Source organism: Rhodanobacter sp. 7MK24 (assembly GCF_014842995.1).
Classification (GTDB): domain Bacteria; phylum Pseudomonadota; class Gammaproteobacteria; order Xanthomonadales; family Rhodanobacteraceae; genus Rhodanobacter_A.
Window position 1 is genome coordinate 287117 of sequence record NZ_JACYXL010000003.1, and the last position, 22478, is coordinate 309594.

The 22478-nt window shown below is 64.7% G+C and carries 15 protein-coding genes; 10 read left to right on the forward strand and 5 right to left on the reverse strand.

Annotated features, from left to right (window positions below):
* The first annotated feature begins 32 nt into the window (after window positions 1-32).
* The gene (locus IHE49_RS07775; protein ID WP_192156528.1) at window positions 33-590 is read left to right on the forward strand and encodes a hypothetical protein; all 558 of its coding nucleotides are present in this window, start codon (window positions 33-35) and stop codon (window positions 588-590) included.
* Window positions 591-660: 70 nt separating this feature from the next.
* On the opposite strand, the gene IHE49_RS07780 is transcribed toward IHE49_RS07775, so the two are convergent.
* Both IHE49_RS07780 and IHE49_RS07785 read right to left on the reverse strand, forming a co-directional pair.
* Window positions 661-1221 carry an ECF-type sigma factor gene (locus IHE49_RS07780; protein ID WP_192156530.1) on the reverse strand — a complete coding sequence of 187 codons (561 nt, stop codon included), beginning with the start codon at window positions 1219-1221 and terminating at the stop codon, window positions 661-663.
* Complete coding sequence (locus tag IHE49_RS07785) at window positions 1218-4010, reverse strand: serine/threonine-protein kinase (protein ID WP_192156532.1); 2793 nt, start codon at window positions 4008-4010, stop codon at window positions 1218-1220. Before IHE49_RS07785 ends, IHE49_RS07780 begins: the two co-directional genes overlap by 4 nt.
* Before the next feature lie 147 nt (window positions 4011-4157).
* Between IHE49_RS07785 and IHE49_RS07790 the strand changes: the two genes are divergently transcribed.
* The 4 genes from IHE49_RS07790 (at window position 4158) to IHE49_RS07805 (ending at window position 8169) form a co-directional block, all read left to right on the forward strand.
* Window positions 4158-5180 (forward strand): amidohydrolase family protein, encoded by a 1023-nt coding sequence (locus IHE49_RS07790; RefSeq protein WP_192156534.1) that lies wholly within the window; start codon window positions 4158-4160, stop codon window positions 5178-5180.
* Between the two features lie 9 nt (window positions 5181-5189).
* A complete protein-coding gene (locus IHE49_RS07795; RefSeq protein ID WP_343227556.1) occupies window positions 5190-5726 on the forward strand; it encodes a hypothetical protein in 537 nt (178 codons plus the stop codon).
* Between the two features lie 113 nt (window positions 5727-5839).
* The gene (gene kynU, locus IHE49_RS07800) at window positions 5840-7117 is read left to right on the forward strand and encodes a kynureninase (RefSeq protein WP_192156536.1); all 1278 of its coding nucleotides are present in this window, start codon (window positions 5840-5842) and stop codon (window positions 7115-7117) included.
* A gap of 242 nt (window positions 7118-7359) precedes the next feature.
* The gene (locus IHE49_RS07805) at window positions 7360-8169 is read left to right on the forward strand and encodes a hypothetical protein (RefSeq protein WP_192156537.1); all 810 of its coding nucleotides are present in this window, start codon (window positions 7360-7362) and stop codon (window positions 8167-8169) included.
* A 169-nt stretch (window positions 8170-8338) separates the two neighbouring features.
* Here the strand turns inward: IHE49_RS07805 and IHE49_RS07810 are convergent, their stop codons facing one another.
* Window positions 8339-8749, reverse strand: coding sequence for a hemerythrin domain-containing protein (locus IHE49_RS07810; RefSeq protein ID WP_192156539.1), 411 nt, complete (start codon window positions 8747-8749; stop codon window positions 8339-8341).
* A 160-nt stretch (window positions 8750-8909) separates the two neighbouring features.
* Window positions 8910-9815, reverse strand: coding sequence for a LysR substrate-binding domain-containing protein (locus IHE49_RS07815; protein WP_192156541.1), 906 nt, complete (start codon window positions 9813-9815; stop codon window positions 8910-8912).
* Between the two features lie 217 nt (window positions 9816-10032).
* Between IHE49_RS07815 and dgcN the strand changes: the two genes are divergently transcribed.
* Together dgcN and gltS are read left to right on the forward strand one after the other, a co-directional pair.
* Complete coding sequence (gene dgcN / locus IHE49_RS07820) at window positions 10033-11073, forward strand: N-acetyltransferase DgcN (protein WP_192156543.1); 1041 nt, start codon at window positions 10033-10035, stop codon at window positions 11071-11073.
* A gap of 54 nt (window positions 11074-11127) precedes the next feature.
* On the forward strand, window positions 11128-12333 hold the full coding sequence (gene gltS, locus IHE49_RS07825) for a sodium/glutamate symporter (RefSeq protein WP_192156545.1): 1206 nt from the start codon (window positions 11128-11130) through the stop codon (window positions 12331-12333).
* A gap of 1024 nt (window positions 12334-13357) precedes the next feature.
* Here the strand turns inward: gltS and IHE49_RS07830 are convergent.
* Complete coding sequence (locus IHE49_RS07830; RefSeq protein ID WP_192156547.1) at window positions 13358-15247, reverse strand: M61 family metallopeptidase; 1890 nt, start codon at window positions 15245-15247, stop codon at window positions 13358-13360.
* 397 nt (window positions 15248-15644) lie between these two features.
* Here IHE49_RS07830 and IHE49_RS07835 point away from each other — a divergent pair, with 397 nt between their 5' ends.
* The 3 genes from IHE49_RS07835 to ggt all read left to right on the forward strand — a co-directional run bounded on the left by IHE49_RS07835 (window position 15645) and on the right by ggt (window position 22449).
* Window positions 15645-18758, forward strand: coding sequence for a TonB-dependent receptor (locus IHE49_RS07835; RefSeq protein WP_192156549.1), 3114 nt, complete (start codon window positions 15645-15647; stop codon window positions 18756-18758).
* Between the two features lie 112 nt (window positions 18759-18870).
* Window positions 18871-20466 carry a tetratricopeptide repeat-containing sulfotransferase family protein gene (locus IHE49_RS07840; protein ID WP_192156551.1) on the forward strand — a complete coding sequence of 532 codons (1596 nt, stop codon included), beginning with the start codon at window positions 18871-18873 and terminating at the stop codon, window positions 20464-20466.
* Window positions 20467-20622: 156 nt separating this feature from the next.
* On the forward strand, window positions 20623-22449 hold the full coding sequence (gene ggt, locus IHE49_RS07845; protein ID WP_225578276.1) for a gamma-glutamyltransferase: 1827 nt from the start codon (window positions 20623-20625) through the stop codon (window positions 22447-22449).
* The last annotated feature ends 29 nt before the right edge of the window (window positions 22450-22478 follow it).

The following is a 22478-nucleotide window of genomic DNA, read 5'->3' on the forward strand; positions in this document are numbered from 1 at the left end:
AGGGCCAACCATCCCCGCGCGGGCCACCTGCCATGAATGTTTCAAGCATCTACGGTACCCAATGGCAATCCGCGAGCGGCCTGGTCACATCCGGCTATGCGCAGTACCAAAAGCAGCCTCTCGGATCGCAAGTCGTTCCCGCCGCAGCCGCGTCGAGCATCACCACTGAACACGCCGGCCAGATGGCTGCCGCCATTGCCGCGGCAATGGCGCAACTGGGGCTGACGGCCTCACTAGGCCAGACCGCAAACGGCACCACGCCGGCGCAAGGCAATACCTCGGCTACCGTCCTGCCCGGATCGCGGCAGGTGCGGCAGTACAAAGACATGGCGTCGACCTTCTCCAGCCTGGCCCGGGCATTGGAATCCAGTGCAAGCGGCACTTCGGCCGCCGCCAGCCAGCCCAGCGGCCTGACCTCGACGTTCCAGAACCTCTGGACTTCGCTGGGCGCGACACCGGGAACATCGACCGGCTCTTCGGGCGCCCCTGCCATCCCTAGCCTGCCAGCGTTCCTGCAATCGCTGGCAAGCAACTTTGGCGAAAGCGGCATTTCGGGATTGCGCGGAGTCTTTGTCGACACCGTGGCCTGAAACGGCAAAATGAAAGCCGGGGTCGGGATCGCTTCCGGCCTGCTTTCCAAAAGCGCGCTAGGGTCGCGACTTATCCGCCCAATTCGCGCTGCAACCAGGCACGCGCCAACCGCCATTCGCGTTGCACGGTACTGCTGGAGATCTCCATCGCCATGGCGATCTGCTCCACGCTCATGCCCATGAAGAACCGCATTGCCACAATGTCCGCCTGGCGGCGATCCAGCGTGGCCAGCATGTCCAGGCATTCGACCAAGGCGCCGTAGTCCACGCCGTCGGACAATTCCATGGAGATTTCGGTGAGCTGCAGTCGGTCCGCTTCCTGCGGCCGCTTGGCGGCGTTGCGTCGGCGCGCCGAGTCCACCAGCACTTCGCGCATCGCGCGTGCCGCCACGCCCAGCAGGTGACGGCGGCTCGCCCAATCCGGCGGCTGCGAACCACCGAAGACCTTGAGGTAAGCCTCGTTGACCAGAGCTGTGGCGCTCAAGGTGCGCTCCATCTGCTCGCCACTCAATTGCGCACGTGCTATGCCGCGCAGGGCGTCGTACATCTGGCGCAGCGCCTCGTTCAGCGCTGCCGGGTCACCGGCCTGTGCGTCATGCAGCAGTCGGGTCACCTCGACCGTATCGTTCAATGCTTCGCTCCCGTTTCGCGGAGCACCTTTGCGGCGCCGCCAGCCGCCGAATCGTGACACGTCGGCGGTGACGAATCGACTACCGGGCCGGTTGTCGTCGCCTGGCAATTGTCGCTACCTGACGTCGTACCACGTGCTCGCCCGGCGAGATCGGCCACGGCCACGGTGCCGTTGCGCGCCTGCCGCAGCTTGGCGTCCAGCAATGTCGCCTCGACCACGCCCGGGTCGCTGGGCCCAGCCTTGCCCGTACGGTTGAACGCCAGCAGTTGCGCCAACCATTGCCCCGCCCGGTCCATTTGCCGGTCGAGCAAGGCGGCTTCGCCAAGACCCGCCAGCGTGCCGACCCAGGCTTCGGGCATCTCGCGTGGCCCTTGCGTGCCCATCTGCGCCATCGCCGCACCGAAATCCCGGGTGGCCGACGCTGCGTCGTCGCGCGCCAGATCCGCCTGACCCAGCGCGATCAAGGCATTGACGCGATTTTCCCTCGCCCACGGCAAGCCGGTGAGCGCGCGCTGGTCGAGCCGCTCCAACTGCGGCTGCAGCAGGGCGGTGGCATCGGCCGCGCGTCCTAACCCCACGTAAACCTTCGCCAGCCCGGTCAGTGTGTACAGTTCGAAATCGGGTGACACCTGCGCGAAGGACCGCGCCAGCTTCACCGAACGCTCCAACGCGTCGCACGCATCCGGCAAGTCACCGGCCTGCATCAGCGCCATGCCGAAATAGGTGAGCATGCCGGACATGCTGGGTCCGACCGAACCAACCTGCCTGTCGTAGTCGGCAATGGAGCGGCGGAACAATTGCATCGCGCCGGCAGGGTCGCGCCGCATCGAGACCAGCGCCAGCACGAAGCGGTAGTAGACCAGCGCCGGATCGTCCTTGGCATAGAGGTGCCGGGCCTCCCCCAACGCAGCCTGAGCACTGGCGATCGAGCCGGCGTCGTCGTCCATCGCGGCTTGCGCCATCGCCAGCACGGCCTGCGCCTGCAAATGCAGTTCGCGATCCGACGACGGAGCCGCATCAAGCTGGGCGAGAATCTGGCGCGTCTCGCGCACGATGGCCTCCGGCGTGGCGCCTGGGCCGCCCAGCTCGTTGTACAGCAAGTTGATGCGCACCCGCAGGATTTCGTCGGCGTGATCGCCGGGCGCCTGTGCCAACAGGTTGATGGCTGCGCGATCCAGGGGAATCGCCGTGTTCAGATTCATCACCGTCGAATAGGCGCGGCCCAAGGCGGCCAGCACCTGCCCCCGCTCCAGTGGAGCGGCATCGTAAAAAGTCTGCAGCTTGCGCGCTTCCGCCAGCAACGGAATCGCCTGACCGCCCAGCCCCAGCTGGTTGTAGGAACGCCCCATCGACAGCAGCAGGCTGACCCGCACCGGTGCCGCGATGTCGTGCCGTGACATCAGGGTGGCCGCACCGCGATCGAGCACCTCGCGCACCGTGATGTTGCTGCCGTGCGCATGCGTGGGGTCGGCGTTTTCGAACAGGTTTTGCAGGAACCCGGCGATGGCCGCCGTCTTGTCGCGTTCCAGCTCCAACCGTCGCAGCTGCTGCATGCGCTGCACCGCGAAGCCGGCCAGCAACGCCAGGATCAGCATCGCCGCACCGACACCCACCGCATGGCGGCGCAGGTACAGCCGTGCGCGATACCAGGCCGCACCGTGCCGGGCGCGCACCGGCCGTGCCGCCAGGAAGCGTTGCAGATCATCGGCCAGCGCATCCACACCCGCATAGCGATCGCATGGGTCGCGCCGCAACGCCTTCATCACGATGGCGTCGAGGTCCGCCGACACCTCGCGCCGCAGCGGCGTGGCACCGCCGGACTGGCGCAGGCGCCGGCTTGGCGGCAGCAGCTTGCCGGTGTCGATGGCCAGCGACAGGCTCACTGGAGAAATTTCCTCCGCGTCGCCGAACGGGCGCATGCCGCAAACCAGCTGGTACAGCACCACGCCAAGGGACCAGACGTCGGCACTGGTGCCCAGCGGTCGGCCGCGCAATTGCTCGGGGCTGGCGTAAGCCAGCGTCAGGGTGCGCATGTCGGTGCGGGTCTGCACGGCAGCCACGCCGCCAACGTGGTCGAGCAGCCTGGCGATGCCGAAATCCAGCAGCTTCGGCTCGCCTTCGTCGGTCACCAGGATATTGCTCGGCTTGAGGTCGCGGTGGATCACCAGACGCTGGTGCGCGTAATGCACCGCCGCGCATACCTTGAGGAACAGCGCCACCCGCTCGCGCAACGGCAACTGCCGGTGCTCGCACCAGCGGTCGATACGCTCGCCCTGCACGTATTCCAGCGCCAGGAACGAACGGCCGTCGCTGGTAGTGCCCCCATCGATCAGGTGTGCGATGTTGGGATGGTTGAGCGTGGCGAGGATGCGACGCTCCTCCGCGAAACGCTTCAGCGGCTCGCGCCCAGGAACACCCTTGGTGTGCAGGAGCTTGATCGCCACCTGCTGGCGCAGCTCGTCCGGCGTGCCCTCGCCGAGCGAACGCTCGGCGAGATACACCACGCCGCCGCCGCCTTCGCCCAACTGGCGCAGGATGCGATAGCCGCTGCTGCTGGCAGCGGTGTTGACCGTGGAGCCGATGACTGCGGACGCCACAGCCAACCGCGGCAACGTGGTACCCACCGTCGCCTCGGCAGCCTCCAGCATCCAGCGCACTTCTTTGCGCAGCACCTCGTCGTCGCCGCAGTTCGCGGTGACATACTGCTCACGCTCCGCTTCAACCAGATCCAACGCCGCCAATGCGATCGGTTTCGCGCGGAGGTAGCGTGTTCGGCATTCCTCGTTCACGGGTTCCCCCTGTGGCCCCCAGCGCATTTTCCGTGATGCGCCTCACAGAATTGCAATTATAGGCCTTCCCGAAACCGCCGCGCATGTGCCAGGCACGATGTGCACCCGCCGCACGACGCCCACGCCCCAAGGCCCTAAACTTGGTGGATGCTCAAGATCGACACTCACGCGCACATCCTGCCCAAGGACTGGCCCAACCTTGCCGCCAAGTTCGGCGACGAACGCTTCCCGGTGATGACCCATACCGACGGCCGGCATCGCATCTACAAGGACGGCAAGTTCTTTCGGGAAGTGTGGGACTCGGCCTTCGACGCGAATATGCGCATCGCCGACTACGCCCGTTTCGGCGTGGACGTGCAGGTGATCTCCACCGTGCCGGTGCTGTTTTCGTACTGGGCCCCGGGGTACCAGGCACTGGAGCTGCACCGGCACCTCAACGACCACATGGCCGGCATGTGCCGCGACTACCCGCGCCACTACGCCGGCATCGGCACCGTGCCGCTGCAGGCGCCCGACCTCGCCGTACGCGAGCTGGAGCGCTGCATCGACGAGCTCGGCCTGCAGGGCGTGCAGATCGGCTCGCACTGCAACGACTGGAACCTCGACGCGCCCGAGCTGTTCCCGTTTTTCGAGGCCGCCGCCGACCTAGGCGCCGCGGTGCTGGTGCATCCCTGGGACATGATGGGCATGGCCAGCATGCCCAAATACTGGCTGCCGTGGCTGGTGGGTATGCCTGCCGAGCAGGCGCGTGCCGCTTGCTGCCTCGCCTTCGGCGGCGTGCTGGAGCGGCTGCCGAAACTGCGCGTGATGCTGGCCCACGGCGGCGGCAGCTTCCCGTGGACGATCGGCCGCATCGAGCATGGCTTCAAGATGCGACCCGACCTGGTGGCCACGGACAATCCGCGCAACCCGCGCGAATACCTCAAACGTTTCTACTACGACTCCTGCGTGCACGACGACCAGGCGTTGCGCTGGTTGCTGCATGTGACGGGCGTCCGCCAGGTGATGCTGGGCACCGATTATCCTTTCCCGTTGGGTGAACAGGAGCCAGGCGAAAGCATCGAGGCCCTGGGGCTGGGGGATGCCGACCGTGCCCGCCTGTTCCATGGCACTGCGCTGGAATGGCTGGGCCTGCCCATGCACCGCTTCGCACCCGATACCACTGTCTAGAATCTGTTCATGACCTTAGGACTCCGCATGGATTTTCCGCGTACCGCCATCGCCGCCGTCGTGCTCGCCATCGGCCTGCTTGCCTCCACGCCGGCACCAGCCGCCGACGTCAGCATGGCCAACGGCAGCGTGAACTTCAGCACGCCGGATGGCTGGATGGAGATACTCGAAACCGACGGCGACCCGGAGGTGCGCGCATTCGAAGTGCCCGACCCTTCGCCCACCGGGCAGGCCGTGCTGGCGCGCGTCACGGTGACCGTGACGCAGATAGCCGGTGTCGACGGCTTCCAGGCCTACCAGAACCAGGCCACCGCCAAGGCAACGATGCTGCCCAGCTACAAGGCCGTCAACACGACCGACCCGCGCAACGTCAGCTACACCGCACAGGAAGCCGGCGTTGCCTCCAGCTACCGCGAGCGCTACTGGTTCAAGGACGGCCATGCGATCCAGCTGCGCTGCGTGCGCCCCCAGCAAAGCCAGGCGGGCGCCGCGTGGATCGCTGCCTTTGACCGCGGCTGCGATGCCATCGCCGCGCGGCTGAAATAACCGCTCGGCAGGATCGCGCCCAACGCACGATTGCCTTGTGCCTTGATCGAAGCGCAAAGCCATCGCGTGCAGAAAGCGTTACGGCAACAGACACACGTTACGCGGGAACCCCGATGTCCGATTACCAAGCCAGCGCCGCCTGGGCGCAAGCCGCCGATGCTGCCGATCCGCTGCGCGCGTTCCGCGACGAATTCCTGATACCGCCGCACGAAGGCGGCGACAGCACTTATTTTTGCGGCAATTCGCTGGGCTTGCAGCCGCGTGTTGTACGCACCGCGCTCGCGGCAGAACTGGATGACTGGGCCGCACTGGGCGTGGAGGGCCACTTCAAGGGCCGCCTGCCATGGATGGACTACCACGAATTCGTGCGCGACCACCTGGCCGAAATCGTGGGAGCCAGACCTTCCGAGGTGGTGGCGATGAACACGCTGGGCGTGAACCTGCACCTGATGATGGTGAGCTTCTACCGCCCCACTCCCGAGCGGGCCGCCATCCTGATGGAAGCGGGTGCTTTTCCCACCGACCGCTATGCGCTGGAATCGCAGATCCACTTCCACGGCTTCGATCCGGCGGAAGCGCTGATCGAACTGCAGGCCGACGAGTCGAACGGCACGCTGTCGATGGCTGCCATCGAACGCGCGCTGGCTCAGCATGGCTCGCGCATCGCCCTGGTGATGCTGCCCGGCGTGCAATACCGCACCGGCCAGGCCTTCGACCTCAAGGCCATCACCGAACTCGGCCACCGGCACGGTTGCGTGGTGGGCTTCGATCTCGCCCACGCGGTAGGCAACCTACCGATCCAATTGCACGACAGCGGCGCCGACTTTGCGATCTGGTGCAGCTACAAGTACCTCAACAGCGGCCCTGGCGCGGTGGGCGGCGCCTTCGTGCACGAGCGCCACGCGCATGCGGCGCTGCCACGCTTCGCCGGCTGGTGGGGCCACGACAAGACCACCCGCTTCCGCATGGGCCCCGAATTCGTGCCCACGCCCGGCGCCGACGGCTGGCAGCTGTCCAACCCGCCGATCCTCGCGCTGGCTCCGCTGCGCGTGTCGCTGGAAATCTTCCATCGCGCCGGCATGGCGAAACTGCGCGAGAAGTCGCTCAAGCTCACCGGCTACCTGGAGTGGCTGGTGCAGACGCAGCTCGCCGATGCGCTGGAAGTGCTCACGCCCGCCGATCCCGCGCGCCGAGGCTCACAGCTTTCCATCCGGGTGCGCGGCGGTCGCGAGCGTGGCCGCGCGCTGTTCGAATACCTGATGGAACACGGCGTGATCGGCGATTGGCGCGAACCCGACGTCATTCGCATCTCGCCCGCGCCGCTGTACAACCGCTTCGCGGATTGCCTGAGGTTCGCGGAAGTGGTGCGCGACTGGCAGCAGGCTGGCTGACGCTCTATCGCGTCCGTGCCGTGAGAGCCTGTTCGCGAGCTCCTCATGGCCTGCGCCACAAGCTGTTTGCGCGCGGACCTAAGGAAGAGCGAAGGGGTGGCCGTCCGTCCACGACTGAGTGATGACGCAGGGATGCGCGCAATCAGACGCGGCCCTGCGGATTGCCTCGCCGTGGCCCACGGGTAGATCATGGACAGGCTCTGGGGGCGTAACCAGGCAGGCGGATTACTCGGAGGGCAGCCATGGAAAGGAAGATCACCGGCGAGAACATCCGCTTCGGCGTCGTTTCATTCGTCCTGCTGCTGGTGACCCACGCCATCGCCTATCTTACTCACGAGTACTCCCATTCGCTGACGGCATGGAGCCTCGGCTGGATGAGCAAGCCGTTCGGGATCGACTACGGACACCCGACGCTCTACAACTTCCTCTTCCTCGACGACGTCGGCGACAACGTCAACTATCCGCCGATATTCGCCAGTGGGCACGGGCTCGATGCCGCGCTTATCGCCCTCGCCGGTCCCTTTGTCGGCAATGGGCTGGCGTACTTCATCGTCTACAGCCTGATCCGGCGAACGGCCGTTGGAACAAACCGTCCCGGCATCGCGTTCGCCTACTGGTTCTCTCTGATGTGCGCCGGCAACGTATGGGGCTACGTCCCGCTCAGGGCGATCACCACGCACGCCGACATCGCGCTCGCTGCCGAAGGCCTGCATGTGTCCGTGTGGGCGTTGTTCCCGTTCGTCGCCGCGCCTTCGCTCTACATCGTCCAGCACTTCTTCCGCAGGACGTTCCCGCTCTGCCAGCAAAAAATCACCGGCGGTTGCGGCAACAACTTCATCGTCCTGGTGACATTGACTGCCTTCTGGTTCTTCTCGTTCTTTGGCGGCGACGGCATCAGCGGAAACTACGGGCTTGTTTCCCAACTACTCTGCATCACGTCGAAATACCTGCTGCTCCCCTTCTGCACGCTGTATCTGATGTCCCGCTACTACGGCTCTTATCAGTCCGGTCAGTCTGGCCGCGCACAAGTCGCGACGGAGCGTGTCCCCTGACGCGCGCCGCCGCGAGCACTTCGCCAAAACCCGCGCACCAACGGGTACGCGCAACAGAGGAGGCGCGTCGGCACATCGCTCAAGAAATTGCCCACCCGGCAGGCCGCACGCAACCTCACGCCAAGCGGCCATCCTAAGCAATAAGGCCACCAGCTCGATTCGGGCGTGCCTACAAGCGCTCCGCCAACGGATACAGTTCCCTGTTCTCCCGCTGCACGCGCTGGTGCAGCGCCTTGAACACTTCGTTGGCGTCGTCCCTGAAACCTTGCGGGTCCGCGGCAATCTTGTTGGCCAATCCCCAGCGTGTGGCAAACGCCATGTAGGTGGTGGCCAATCCGCCCATCTCTTCCTGGAATCTCTGCCCGGTTTGCGCAATCGCCGGATCGGCCGCCCTCATCAGGGCCGGATAGAGCATCCGGTCTTCCGCAGCAAGGTGCAGCTTGATCGCCGAACTCATTGCCGACAGTTGCCGATGTATCGCCTCAGCGTGTTCCTTGCATCCCTGCTGTACCAGCTCACGCAAGAGCGTCACGGCCGAAAGCAGGTCCACGTGCTCCTTCTTGAACCTTTCAATATCCACGTTGCTTCTCCCCCGTTGGCTGCATGAGGCCCACCGCCATTGATATCGGCGGCCCTGCCGCTTTCCTTAGATGGTTCAAAGGCTGCTCGAACCCATCCGCGCAAGCTCGACATCACAGTCGCCTCCTTGGCACCCGTGCCAAGGGATTTCGAGCAAGATCCTACGCCGCGCCGGCTGCAAGCAACCCTTGCGCAAAGTCACGCACATAATCAAGGAAGCGTGTCTGCACACCGTTCAACGGGCTGTCCGGCCGATAGACGGCACGCAGGGTGACGTCGAGTTCCAGTTTCAGCGGGCGTGTCTGCAAGGGCTCTTTGCTGCATCGCGCGGTGAAGGGGTCCACCAGCGCCAGGCCGCCGCCGCGCGCAACCAGCGAGCAGGCCAGCTGGTAGGTCTGCACCCAGACGTGTGCACGCGGGGCGGGTTCGACTTCGGCAAGGTGGCCGTGCAGCATGTTGCCCATCGCGTCCTGCACCGTGATGCCGATCATCGGCTGGCCAGCAAGCGCGCTGATCGGCAAAGGCTTCGCAAGGTCGCGTTGCGGCCACCAGCCCGGCGGTGCGATCACCATGATATTGCCGTCGCACAGTGGTTGCTGCACCAGCCCGTGATGGCTCATGTCCTGCAGGGTGAGTCCGATGTCGCTTTCGCGCAGCATCAGCGACTCGCACATCGCCGCCGAGTGCTGGGTATACAGCTCGATGCTGGTGTCCGGGTAGACCTTGCCCAGCCGCGCGATCGCGTCGGGCACCAGGGTCTGCGCCAGGGTGGGCGTGCAGGTCACCCGCAACGGATGGCTCTCGGGCCGGGTGATGTTGGCCGAGAGGCGCTGCAGGTCATACATCTCCTGCATGATGCGGTCGATGTGATGACGCATCAGCAAGGCCTGCTGCGTGGGGTGCAGGCGACCGCGCACCCGGCTGAACAGTGGAAAGCCCAGGTGGTTTTCGGCCTGCTGCAGAGCCTTGCTCGCGGCGGGCTGCGAGATGTTCAGCAGGTTCGCCGCGCCGGTCAGGCTGCCGGTGCTCAATACGGCATGGAACAACTCGATGTAGCGCAGTCGCATCTCACTCCCCGTCCCGCTTCCGGCATGCTCCGTTCGAGTGCAACACATAACGTTTTTGCAGGCAAACTGCATGCACATTGCATGCAGACTACGCGACACCTACAACCGCCGGTTATGCCATCTGCCCGTCTTTTCATTGGCGACGCACATCGGCCGCTGACTATGCTCGCCGCACCGCGAGAGGCGGAAGTCCACAAACTCTGGAGCGAGTGCCCACATGTCGAACCAAGGTGCAGAAACCGCAGTCCGCTGGGGGCCGCCGTACCTGCTGTATCTGGGCAGCGCCGTCGACGATCTGTCGATCAAGACTGCGCGCGGCCTGGCGTTCTGGCGGTCGGAGCATTGCCTCGGGCAGCATCGGCGCCCTGATTGCAAAGTGACCCTGGAGCTGCCTGAGCTCGGCTTTGTCCAGGCCAAAGCCATGGGCGCCGACACCATGGTGATCGGCGCGGCGAACGCGGGCGGCGTGATGGGCCCCGAGATCGTCGCCGATGCCGTTGCCGCCCTGGACGCCGGACTCAACGTGGTCTCCGGCCTGCACCACAAGCTGCGCGACAACGCCGACATCGTGGCCGCTGCGCACCGGAACAGCCGCGCGCTGTTCGATGCACGCGCAGCCGGCCCGAACATCCCGGTAGGCAACGGCAAGCCGCGCGCGGGCCGGCGCCTGCTGACAGTGGGCACGGACTGCTCGGTCGGCAAGATGTACACCACGCTGGCACTGGAGCGCTCAATGCGCGCGCGTGGCCATGCCGCGGATTTCCGCGCCACCGGACAGACCGGCATCCTGATCGCCGGCGCAGGCATCCCGGTGGATGCCGTGGTGGCGGACTTCATCTCCGGTGCCGCCGAAGCGATTTCGCCCGCGCGCGACGACAACGGCTGGGATCTGATCGAAGGCCAGGGCTCGCTGTTCCATCCGTCCTTCGCCGGGGTGTCGCTGGGTCTGCTGCACGGTTCGCAACCCGACGCCATCGTGCTCTGCCACGAGCCGACGCGGCGGCACATGCGCGGACTGTCGCACTACCCGCTCCCGGATCTGGTGGCCTGCATGGAAGCCAACCTTGCCGCCGCGCGGCTGACCAACCCCGCCGTGCAGCCCGTGGGCATCGCCTTGAACACCTCGAAGATGCCTGCACAGGATGCGCAGGCTGCGTGCGAACGGGTCGCCGCACTGTTCGGGCTGCCCTGCCAGGATCCGGTCACCATGGGTGTCGAAGCCATCGTGGACAACCTCGTCGCGTGCTTCCCCGATTGAACATCCGGCATAGTGGCCCTTTCGTGGCCTGATCGCCGCCCGGGACAACCCAGCGTGCTGACCCTCGATTCGATCCAGACCCTGGCCTGCGGCGGCGTGTTCCTGCTGGCCGGTTACATGATCCGGCGGCGCGTGCCGCTGTTGATGCGCTTCAGCATTCCGGCACCCGTGATCGGCGGCCTGCTGGTGGCGCTGTTCATGCTCGCGTGCAGGCACTGGAACGTCACGCCCTTGCGCTTCGACACCGCGTGGCAGCAACCGCTGATGATCGCGTTCTTCACCGGCATCGGCTTCAACGCCAGCGCAAGCCTGCTCAAGATCGGCGGCCGCCAGATCCTGCTGTTTCTCACCCTGGCCAGCGTGCTGGCGATCGCGCAGAACTTCCTGGGCATCGCCATGGCCAAGGCCTTCGGCCTGCCGCCGCTGTTCGGCGTGATCACCGGCTCGGTCACGCTGGCGGGCGGACCCGCCACCGGGATGGCTTTCGCGCCGCTGTTCGAAAAGGTGGGCGTGCACGGTGCGCAAAGCGTGGCGCTGGCCAATGCAATGGCCGGTATCGTACTCGGCTCCATTTTCGGTTCGCCCATCGCGGCGATGCTGATCGAGCGCTTCAACTTGCGCCCGGCCATTGCAGTTGACGATATCAGCGCGGACGCGCCTGCGACGATCACGTCCGCCGAACCCGAGCGCGTCATCGACCCGGCCTACGCAGGACTGAAGACCCTGGTGTTCATGCTGCTGGCGATGGGCATCGGCGCGTGGATCAGCGGCGGCCTGAACCGGCTCGGCGTGACCCTGCCAAGCTACATCGGCGCCATGCTGGTCGGGGCGGTGATCCGCAACATCGACGACGCCTTGGGCTGGTTTGGCCTGTCGACGCGCGGCATGGAGCTGATCGGCAACACCGCGCTGTCGCTGTTCCTCGTCGTGGCGCTGATGAACCTGCACCTGTGGGACCTGGCCGGACTGGCGCTGCCGCTGCTGGCGAACCTGGCAGTGCAATCGGTCCTGGTGCTGGCGTTCTGCTGCTGGCCGCTGCTGCAGCTGATGGGACGCGACTACGACGCTGCCGTGATGGCGAGTGGATTCACCGGCTTCATGCTGGGTACTACCGCGAATGCGGTGGCTTGCATGAGTGCGCTGACGGAGCGCTATGGTCCGGCACCGCGGGCGTTTCTGGTGGCGCCGGTGGTGGGGGCGTTCCTGATCGATTTCACCAACGCGATCATCATTACGGGGTTCGTCAACGGGTGGCATTGATGGGCGAGACTTGGACTTTGCGCCCTGGCGCTTGAAGCTTCGAGTCTCGATCTCCGAGCGCCGGGCTCTGAGCTTTGAACTCCAAGTTCGACGCTCAGAACCCCAGGTCCCGAGCTTCGAGCTTCGATAACGGAATCGACTGCCCCCTAATTCGCAAGGGACAAAGCGGTTTCGGTCGCCTGCCGGCGCCCGAGTCCCTTCTCTTTTCTTCGCTGGCTCACGCCGTCGCAGGAGCGATGGCGAACGGCGGGGCCGGCCCGAAGGGCGGAGGGCAGGATGCCCGAAGTCAAGAGAAGTGACCCAGAGAAAGGGCCTAGTTCAATCCGCCGGAACTACGAGCAGGCTGTGTCGAGGAGGTTGGAACCACTCGCGGCGACACGTCCTGCACAGCTGCCACACCTCGCCGTATCTGGGAACTGGGGGCTGGATCCTGGGCCGCTTCGCTCTGCATGTCTTGCTCGTCATTCCGGCGCAGGCCGGAATGACGAGCAGAGACGCTGGTCCCTCGCCCGGCTTTAGCTTGGCCCGGCTTTAGCTTGGCCCGGCTTTAGCTTGGCCCGGCTTTAGCTTGGCCCGGCTTTAGCTTGGCCCGGCTTTAGCTTGGCCCCGCTTTAGCTTGGCTCTGCTTTAGCTTGGCTCTGCTTTGGTTTGATTCTGCTCTGGCCGTTGCTTCTGCGCGCAGGGAGCGCGCTGCTCTTCGGGGCCCCTATGCAGCGGTGAGGTGGGGACGATCAGGCCGCGCAGCGGGCGAGTCCAAGGATGGACTCGCCTTTTCGACCGGGCAGGAAGCCCGGCCGAAAAGCCCGGCCACGCCTCACGCACTCGCAGGGCAGGATGCCCAGAGAGCGCCGCATCGGGGTGCCCTTTTCTCTTGGCTACTTCTCTTTTGGGCACGCAAAAGAGAAGTGGCTCGGGCCGCGGCAGCGGCTCGAAACCGCTTTGTTACTTGCGGAAACCACACGACTTTAAAGAGCAATGCCCTCTCCCGCACGCAAGTGGAAGAAGGGAAATAAAAACGGCTACCTCAGTGCTTCGCTGCCAGTATTTCGCTCAAATAATCCGGCGTCCCCGCCACCCGCACCAGATGCGGATACCTCAGCCCGCCAAAGTAATCCACCGCATACGTCCGACTGATCCCATCCATCTCCGCCTGGATCTGGATCGGCCGCTTGTCCTTCTGCGCACGCACGATCGCGTCACGCAGGACACGCGGGGTATACGCATGCCCGTCGACCGCCTGCAGTTTCATCTCCGGCGCGAGTCCGGCCTTGAAGGCGGGCCCCTGCCACAGCACATCCATGATGTTGCCGTCGTGGTTGATGAAGAGGCCTACCGAGAACGTCTCGTCGACACCCGACGCGCTGAACTCGCTCTTGCCCACGTTCTCGACGGCGTTCTGGTAGCGCGAAGGCGTATCGGTGTAGACCAGCTTCCAGCCGCTCTGCTCGATGCCGGACAGCAGCGGCACCTCGTCGCCCACGCCGTCCATCCAGCCGTGCAGGAATTTCGCCCAGTCCCAGGGCTGCACTGCGTTCAACGCGGCGACGACGTCGTCGGAGGTGTAGGTCTGGGTGACGTAGCTGCCGTCGTCCTTGCTGAAGAAGCGTTGCGCGAAATCGTCCAGGGTGCGCTTGTCGTGGCTGAGCGCGCGGATCTTCGTGTCCACGGCCAGCCACAGCAGTTGGCCTTCGCGGTAGAAGTCGGTGCCACGGCGCCAATTCACCCAGCCAAGATCGCCGCCGTAAAGGAGCTGCGCGGCCCGGGTGGTGTCCGACAAGGGCCGCCATTCGCGGCCCGGACGATGCGCGAACGTCGCCGCGCGATAAGCCAGCGCATCGCGCCAGTCCTGTGCAGACCACAGGCCGCTGCGCGCGGTCAGCGCATCGCCCAGGTAGACGGTGAGACCTTCGTACACCCATAGCCCGTCGGCGATCTCGGGCTGCTCGAAATCGGGTTGCCACAGGCCTGCTGGACGCATGAACTTCCCGTTCCACGAGTGCGTGTATTCGTGCGGCAGCAGCGAGCCGTCGAGCATGAAGTGTTCGGGGTCGGCGAACATGTGCGAACCGCCGCGCGCGCGATCGTCGCTGGACTGGTGGTGCTCCAGGCCGCCGACCGAAGTGTGGTCGCTGAGCGTCAGCAGGAAGTGGTAGTTGGCGTAGTGGTGCGAATGGAACAGGTTCTGCGCTTGCACGACCAGGTTGCGGTAACCCTCAAGCTGTTCGGGCTTGATCTGCAGCGCGGCCTCACTGTCGCCCACCAGGTCGAGCCAGCGATGCACGCTGGAATCCGCCGGAGTGACGTCGATCTGCCGGAAATACTGGCCGGCGATCACCGGCGAGTCGACCAGGGTGTTGAACGGCACGGGCTTGAAGCGGATGCGTCCGCCATCGCGCGCGTCGGTCTCCAATGCCGTGCCGTAACCCCAAGTCGCCGGCATTTCCAGCGTGGGCCGGAACAGCTGATCCTTGGTTGGCTCGCCTGCACGGTACAGCGCCATGTGATCCCAGGTGAGATCCATCAGGTTCGGCGTGATCCGGTCCGTGTCCGGGATCTGGAAACGGATGTCGATGCTGCCGACTCCGGCCGGCACATCCAGGTGGAAAGTGAACATGTCCACGGGATCGCGCTGCCACGCGATGCGCCTGCCACCGGCGCTGATCTCCAGACCCATCATCGCGCCAATGGGGCCGTCGGGCGCATGGTCCCCGGGAATGTACTTCGGGTAGTACAGCGTGAGCTTGCCCGGCGCGACAGGCATCGTCTCGTGCACGTAAAACACTTTCTGTGCCGGGTTGGGCAGGGTCACCGTCAATGCAACGACGTTGGCAGGAGCGTTCGTGTCGGCGTGCGCCGCGCAGGCTGCAGATGCGGCGAGCGCAGCTGCGCCCACCAGTGATGGCCATCGTTTCATGCGTTTCCCCGTGCCTTCGATTGGATCGAGAGATCGCGAATGAAGCGCACGACGAGAAATTTTTCAAGCGCCAAACGACACGCATAACCCGCAGTTATGGCGGTCCCAAGACTTTTCATTGGCGGCTCTCGCTCGCCGCGGACTACGCTCGATCAGCACTGTGGGCATGGAGGATGTCCGCTCGATGCGCATCGCTGCCAGACGCAGGGCGAACCCAGGGGACGCCAGCGCCGTGACCTGCCGCGATGCCGCCACGTTTCGGCATCTCCACGCCCGCATTCGATCCGACGACACGCACGCGCGCCGCCCATTCTGGGCGCGCGGATCGTCCGGACGATGGCACCCGCTTGCGAATCCAGTCGCGATACCCCGCGTTTCACCACAGTGGAGTGAATACATGAAGGGCAAATCCCAGCGCGTGATGCACCGTAACAACGTTCTCAAGCGCAAGGCATTGCCCCTTGCCATAGGCCTGCTGGCCTGCGGCGCTGCAGGCACGGCGTGGGCGCAGGCGACCAATGGCACCATCTACGGCACGGTGCCGGTGGCACCCGGCGAAACCGTCCAGATCACCAGCGGTAGCGGCTTCAATCGCAGCATTCCGGTGAGCGATTCCGGCAGGTATTCGATCACCCTGCCGGTGGGCAACTACACGGTATCGCTGCTGCAGAACGGTCAGGTCGTGCAGACCCGCACCGACGTCACGCCGGTGGCGGCAGGTGCGGTGGCGGTCGATTTCACCTCAGCCGCCGGCGGCCCCGCGAACGCGGTCAACCTCAATTCAATCCGGGTCACGGCCAATACCACCCCGCCGATCGACGTGACCACCACCAACCAGGTCACCACGATCACCTCAAAGCAGTTGCAGCAGCTGCCGCTGGCGCGCAATGCCGAAGACATCGCCATGCTGGCGCCTGGCGTCAACATGGGCTCACCCGAGCTCGGCACCGGCCCGCTCGGCACGCCGATGAACGTGTTCGGCGGCGCCTCCACGGCGGAGAACGCTTACTACGTCGATGGCATGAACACTACCGAGGCTCTCAACAGCTCAGGCGGCATCGCCCTGCCCTATGGCGCCATCGACCAGCAGCAGACCTACATCAGCGGCTACGACGCCCGATATGGACGTTCCATCGGCGGCGTGATCAACCAGATCGGCAAGAGCGGCACCAATGATTGGCACTTCGGCGTACGCGCGCTGTGGCAACCAGCCAGCATGCGTGCCGACCCGGAAAACCTCTACTACGCCAATCCGCTGCTGGCGGGCGACCCGGTCTACTCGCCCGGCGACTTGGCCGTGTACCGCAACGGCAACACCTCCGAGGAAAAGATCTACGACGCCTACGTTAGCGGCCCGCTCATCAAGGACAAATTGTTCTTCTTCCTGAGCGCAGAGAAGGACGACAGCACGTATCGCAACACCTCGGAATTCGGCTCCAGTCCCACCACCACCATAACCAATGAGCAGGATCCGAAGTTCTACGGCAAATTGAACTGGAACATCAACGACAGCAACGTTCTGACCCTAAGTTACCTGCAGAACTCGCACAGCATGCAAGGCTCGATCTACAACTTCGATTACGACACATTGCAGACCGGCGCCTTCAACAGCTACAACCAAAGTTCCAAGAACGTATTCAAGATGGGGGTACTGAACTACACCTCCTACATCACCGACGACCTCACGCTGAATGCCACCTTCGGCAAGATGCACGGCCAGTACTATTCCGTGCAGCCGGGCTACAACCCCACATTGCCGCACGTCGCTTACGCATCCATGCAAGATCCGGCTTTCGTCCCACCGGGCGGGGTCTCAAACTCGCAGTTCAACTCGACACTCAACGACCCCGACCATCGCGAGTCGATCACCAACTACCGCCTCAGCCTCGACTGGAAGCTGGGCAATCATGACTTCCAGGTCGGTATCGACAACATCACCTCCTACGATATCGACGACGGTTCCGTAGACACCGGCCCGGGTTACCAGTGGATATATGGCGAAAGCACGGCTGGCCAGCCCGTGTTCGGCACCAATCCAAACACTCCGCCCTATGTCGCCCCCTCCACCCAGTGCGCCGGCCAGACCTGCTATTACGTACAAAAGCACACCGACATCAGCGCCGCCACCGTACGCGTGACGCAGCGTGCGCAATACATCATGGACAACTGGCAGGTCACCCCGAACCTGCTGCTCAACCTCGGCATACGCAACGACCAGTTCGTGAACTACGATGCCTCCGGCGTGCCCTACATCCGAGAAACCAAGCCGCAATGGGCACCGCGTCTGGGCTTCAGCTGGGACGTGCACGGCGATGCATCGCTGAAGGTGTTCGGCAATGCCGGCCGCTACTACCTATCACTGCCGACCAATGTGGCCTTGTCCATTGCCGCCCCGGTGACGAATGCCGGCATCTACGGCACTTACACCGGCATCGATCCGGTGACCGGTGTGCCGACCGGTTTCACGCCGCTGCCGCAGAATCCGTCTACGGGTGTGTCGATCGACAGCGAATACGGCCAGGCCAAGGATCCGCGCCTCTCTGCCGCGAGCAATGCCAAGGCCGAGTTCTCCGACAACTACGTGCTGGGCCTGCAGCAGCAGTTCAACATGTTGGGCACGAACTGGGTGTTCAGCGCCACCGGCACCTACCAGCGCATGAACCGCATCATCGACGACTTCGACGACGAGCAGATCGAATGCGCGGCCGGCCGTGCGCAGGGCTACTCGTGGATGACGCCGCAAAACTGCTCCAATTACGCGCAGAGCCTGGTGCTGATCAACCCCGGCGTAACCAATGATATCTGGATGCTGTCACCCAACGGTGCCGCCGTGCCAGTGACGCTCACCGGCGCCGACCAGGGCTTCCCGAAGGGGCCGGAGCGGCGCTACTACTCGCTGGACCTGTCGCTGGAACACGCATGGGACGGCAAGTGGTTCGCCAAGTTCGATTACGTATTCTCGCGCAACTGGGGCAATGACGAAGGTCCGGTGAGTACGTATTCGCAACAGGGCGGCTCATACGAATCCATCACCACCGCCTGGGACTTCCCGGAGCGAATGCAGTATTCAGGTGGCGTGCTTCCGAACAATCGCCCGCACCAGTTCAAGATCTTCGGCTCCTATGCGCTCACGCCGGAATGGACGGTCGGCGCCAACCTGTACATCACCTCGGGCACGCCGGTGATGTGCCGCGGCGGCTATGGTCCAACCCAGGAACCCCTGCACGGTTCGCACACCTATTATTGGTGCGGCGGCATCCCTGTACCACCTGGTTCGCTCGGCTACACCCCGTGGGTGCATGACGTCGACCTCAGCCTGGACTACAAGCCGAAGTGGGCACAACAGAAGCTCGACTTCAATCTCGCAGTGTTCAACGTGCTCAACGACCAGACGACGATCTTCTACAACGACTTCTACAGCACCACCTCCACGCCCAACCCGGACTACGGCCGCGTGCAGGACACGTACAACCCACGCTACGTGCGTCTTTCGGTTGCCTACGATTTCTGAGCCATGCATGGCCTCCCCACGCGCCGGGCACTTGCCCGGCGCATTTTTTGATGTCGAACATCGCTCCTGGCGATTTTTTGCAGCCCGCGGACGACTTGTGTAGCTTGGTGGCATGAGCAGCGAAACCACGCATCCCTCGTCCCCGCCTCACGCAGTCGTCCAGTTGCTGGCACGGGCGCGCGCGGAATGGCAGCAACGGCAACCTGATGCCGCAGAGCGTTCTATCCAGCAGGTGCTGGCGCTCGCCCCCGGCAACGCGGACGCATTGCGGATGCTCGGAGTCATGGCTCAGCACCGCGGCGACCAGACCAAGGCCGTCGACTGTTTCCGGCGCGTGCTGCCGGTGTGGCCCGACGACTCCGACCTGCATGTAGGGCTGGGCATCGCGTTGCACGAACGCGGCGAGATCGAAGAAGCCTTGGCGCACCTTCGGCGCGGCTGCGAATTGGACCCTGCCTCTGCATCAGCCTGGTTCAATCTGGGTGAGGCGCTTTGGCGGCAGGCACACGCCAATGAAGCCATCGGCGCACTGCGCCGCGCGCTCGAGCTCGTGCCCGCGCATCTCCCTGCTCGCCTGTCATTGGCCAAGGCGCAAGCCAGCCAGGGCCAGATCGATACCGCGGTGGCCGGCTTCCGCGAGGTGCTCAGGCGCGATCCGGGCAACGCCGAAGCGTGGTTCGGCCTGTCCAACCTCAATACCGTGCGCTTCGACGCCTCCGACGCAGCTCATCTGCGACAGGCATTGGCGCGTGGCGGGCAATCGCCCCGCCACCACGAACTGCTGGGTTTCTCGCTGGCCAAGGCCCTGGAGGACCAGGGCGATTACACCCAGGCCTTCGACTTGTTCCGGCAAGCCAATGCCTCGCGACGCAAGCGCGTGCACTGGGATGCCGCGGGTGAACGGAGACGGGTGGAGGCGATCCAACGCATCTTTGCGCACGACACGCCAGCGCCGCTGGATCCCGCAATGGGCCGCGAAGCCATCTTCATCGTCAGCGTGCCGCGTTCCGGCTCCACCCTGGTCGAGCAGATCCTGGCCTCGCATCCCGAGGTCGAGGGCGCGAACGAGATCAAGGACCTGTCGCAGGTAATCGACGCGGAAACGCGCCGCCGCCACTCCGCATTCCCGTTGTGGACGCCGCACGCCAGCGCAACGGACTGGCAACGCCTGGGCAAGGAATACCTCGCGCGCACTGCGCAGTGGCGCAGGACCAAGCCGCGCTTCACTGACAAGAGCCTGGTGACCTGGTATCTCGTGGGCGCCGCGCTGGCGATGCTGCCGTCGGCACGCGTGGTGGTGGTGCGACGCGATCCGCTGGAAACCTGCCTGGCGTGCTTCCGCCAGCTCTTCACCGAGCAGAGCAGCTTCACCTGCGATCTCGACGAGATGGCCGACTACTGCATCGACTTCATCCGCCTGACGCGCTTCTGGCTGGAGCGTTACCCGGGCCAGGTGTTCGATCTCGAATACGAGACGCTGACCGCCGAGCCCGAGCCGACCATCCGCCGCCTGCTGGATTTCTGTGGCCTGCCGTTCGATTCGGCCTGCCTGGACTTCCACAAAACCTCGCGTGCCGTGCTGAGCTCGCCCAGTGCCGCGCAAGTGCGGCAACCCATGCGCCGCGATACCGCGCGCAGCGCGCGTTACGGCGACAAACTGGATGGCCTGCGCCAACGCCTGCGCAATGCGGGCGTATTGGCGGATTGAGCGCGGCAAGCCGGAACGCATGAACTGAAATCCAGCCATCGGTGGGAGCGGCATGCGTGCCCACAACCGCCGGTTATGCCCCTTGCGTGTCTTTTCATTGGAGTGGCCGTCGCACGCATGGCTATGCTGCTGCGACATGGCGAGGAGACTGAACGGATGTCCGACACCAGCACACCGCAGCCACAACGCGGAGCGGACCAGGCGGGACATAGGCGTCGCGTATTGCCGGAATGGCAACGCCACGTCCTGGCGACTGCGTTCGTCACGTGCTGCCTGCCATTGCACGCGCGCGATGCAAACCCGCCACAAACCGTCGCAATGACCAGTGCGCCCGCCTCCACCCAGTCCGCGCTGAAGCAGGCGAAACCGGTCATCGCAAAACACGGCATGGTGGTCAGCGCGCAACACCTGGCCTCCATGGTCGGGCTGGACATACTCAAGCGCGGCGGCAACGCCATCGACGCCGCGGTGGCGGTCGGCTACGCCGAGGCCGTGGTGCATCCCTGCTGCGGCAACATCGGCGGCGGTGGCTTCATGACCATCCATTTCAAGGACGGCCGCAACGTCTTCCTGGACTTCCGCGAAAAGGCCCCGCTGAAGGCCACGCCGACCATGTTCCAGGACGCCAAGGGCAACGTGATCCCAGGGCTCAGCACGGACAGCTATCTCGGCGTAGGCGTGCCGGGCACGGTGATGGGGCTGGATGAGGCGCTGAAGAAATACGGCACGATGTCGCTGCAGCAGGTCATCGCGCCGGCGATCCGGCTGGCCGACGAAGGCTATGTGCTCGAACAGGGCGACGTGGACTTCCTGGACGACAGCGCGGAGGATTTCGCCAAGTACCCGAACGTAGCGGCTATCTTCCTCGACCACGGCAAACCCTACGTGGCCGGGCAGCGCCTGGTGCAGAAGCAATTGGCGCAAACGCTGGAGCAGATCGCAAAGGGCGGCACCGATGCGTTCTACAAGGGGTCGATCGCCCGCAAGCTGGTCGAGGCGAGCGCGGCCAACCACGGCATCCTCTCGATGAAGGATTTCGCCGATTACACCGTGCAATGGGACAAGCCGGTGCAGTGCGACTACCGTGGCTACACGATCGTTTCAGCGCCGCCGCCCAGTTCTGGCGGCGTCACCGTCTGCATGATTCTCAAGCTGGTCGAACCCTATGCGCTCGGCCAATGGGGCTATGGGTCGGTCAAAAGCCTGCACTACCTGGTCGAAGCAGAGCGTCGTGCCTTCGCCGACCGCAATACCTACCTCGGCGATCCGGCCTTCGCGCACAACCCAGTCGACCGGCTGCTTTCCGCCGGCCACCTGGCCGAAATCAGGGCCGGCATCCAGCCCGACAAGGCCACGCCTTCGTCCGATATCAAGGGCAGCCTGGGGCAGCCCGAGGGCACCCACACGACGCACTACTCGGTGATCGACAAGGACGGCAACGCCGTCGCGGTGACCTACACCATCAACTACCTGTTCGGCATCCGCCAGATCGCCGGCGACACCGGCTTCTTCCTCAACGACGAGATGGACGACCTCACCGGCAAGCCCGGCGTGGCGAACGGCGCCGGCCTGGTGCAGGGCGTGGTCAACCAGGTCGAACCCGGCAAGCGCCCGCTGAGTTCGATGACGCCCACCATCGTGCTGCGCGACGGCAAGCCGTTCCTGCTGACCGGCAGCCCCGGCAGCGCGACGATCATCTCGACCACGATGGAAAGCATCGTCAACGTGATCGATTTCGGCATGAACGTGCAGCAGGCGATCGACGCGCCGCGTATGCACCATCAATGGTATCCCGACGTCGTCTACATCGAGCCCGGGCTGGTGACACCGCAGACCCGCAAGGCCCTGGAGGCCATGGGCTACCAGTTCGAGATGCGCAAGGGGATCGGCGATGACGAGGCCATCCTTATCGATCCCCGCACCGGACTCCGGGAAGGCGCCAGCGACCCCAGAACGCCTGCCGGTCTGGCCGCAGGCTACTGACCTGCTTTCGTGCATGCGGGAGCGTCGCC

Bases quoted from the DNA above. Each gene is read 5' to 3' on its own strand.
- IHE49_RS07775 (WP_192156528.1), top strand. From the start codon at position 33: ATGAATGTTTCAAGCATCTACGGTACCCAATGGCAATCCGCGAGCGGC.
- IHE49_RS07790 (WP_192156534.1), top strand. From the start codon at position 4,158: ATGCTCAAGATCGACACTCACGCGCACATCCTGCCCAAGGACTGGCCC.
- IHE49_RS07795 (WP_343227556.1), top strand. From the start codon at position 5,190: ATGACCTTAGGACTCCGCATGGATTTTCCGCGTACCGCCATCGCCGCC.
- kynU (WP_192156536.1), top strand. From the start codon at position 5,840: ATGTCCGATTACCAAGCCAGCGCCGCCTGGGCGCAAGCCGCCGATGCT.
- IHE49_RS07805 (WP_192156537.1), top strand. From the start codon at position 7,360: ATGGAAAGGAAGATCACCGGCGAGAACATCCGCTTCGGCGTCGTTTCA.
- IHE49_RS07815 (WP_192156541.1), bottom strand. From the start codon at position 9,815: ATGCGACTGCGCTACATCGAGTTGTTCCATGCCGTATTGAGCACCGGC.
- dgcN (WP_192156543.1), top strand. From the start codon at position 10,033: ATGTCGAACCAAGGTGCAGAAACCGCAGTCCGCTGGGGGCCGCCGTAC.
- IHE49_RS07830 (WP_192156547.1), bottom strand. From the start codon at position 15,247: ATGAAACGATGGCCATCACTGGTGGGCGCAGCTGCGCTCGCCGCATCT.
- IHE49_RS07835 (WP_192156549.1), top strand. From the start codon at position 15,645: ATGAAGGGCAAATCCCAGCGCGTGATGCACCGTAACAACGTTCTCAAG.
- IHE49_RS07840 (WP_192156551.1), top strand. From the start codon at position 18,871: ATGAGCAGCGAAACCACGCATCCCTCGTCCCCGCCTCACGCAGTCGTC.
- ggt (WP_225578276.1), top strand. From the start codon at position 20,623: ATGTCCGACACCAGCACACCGCAGCCACAACGCGGAGCGGACCAGGCG.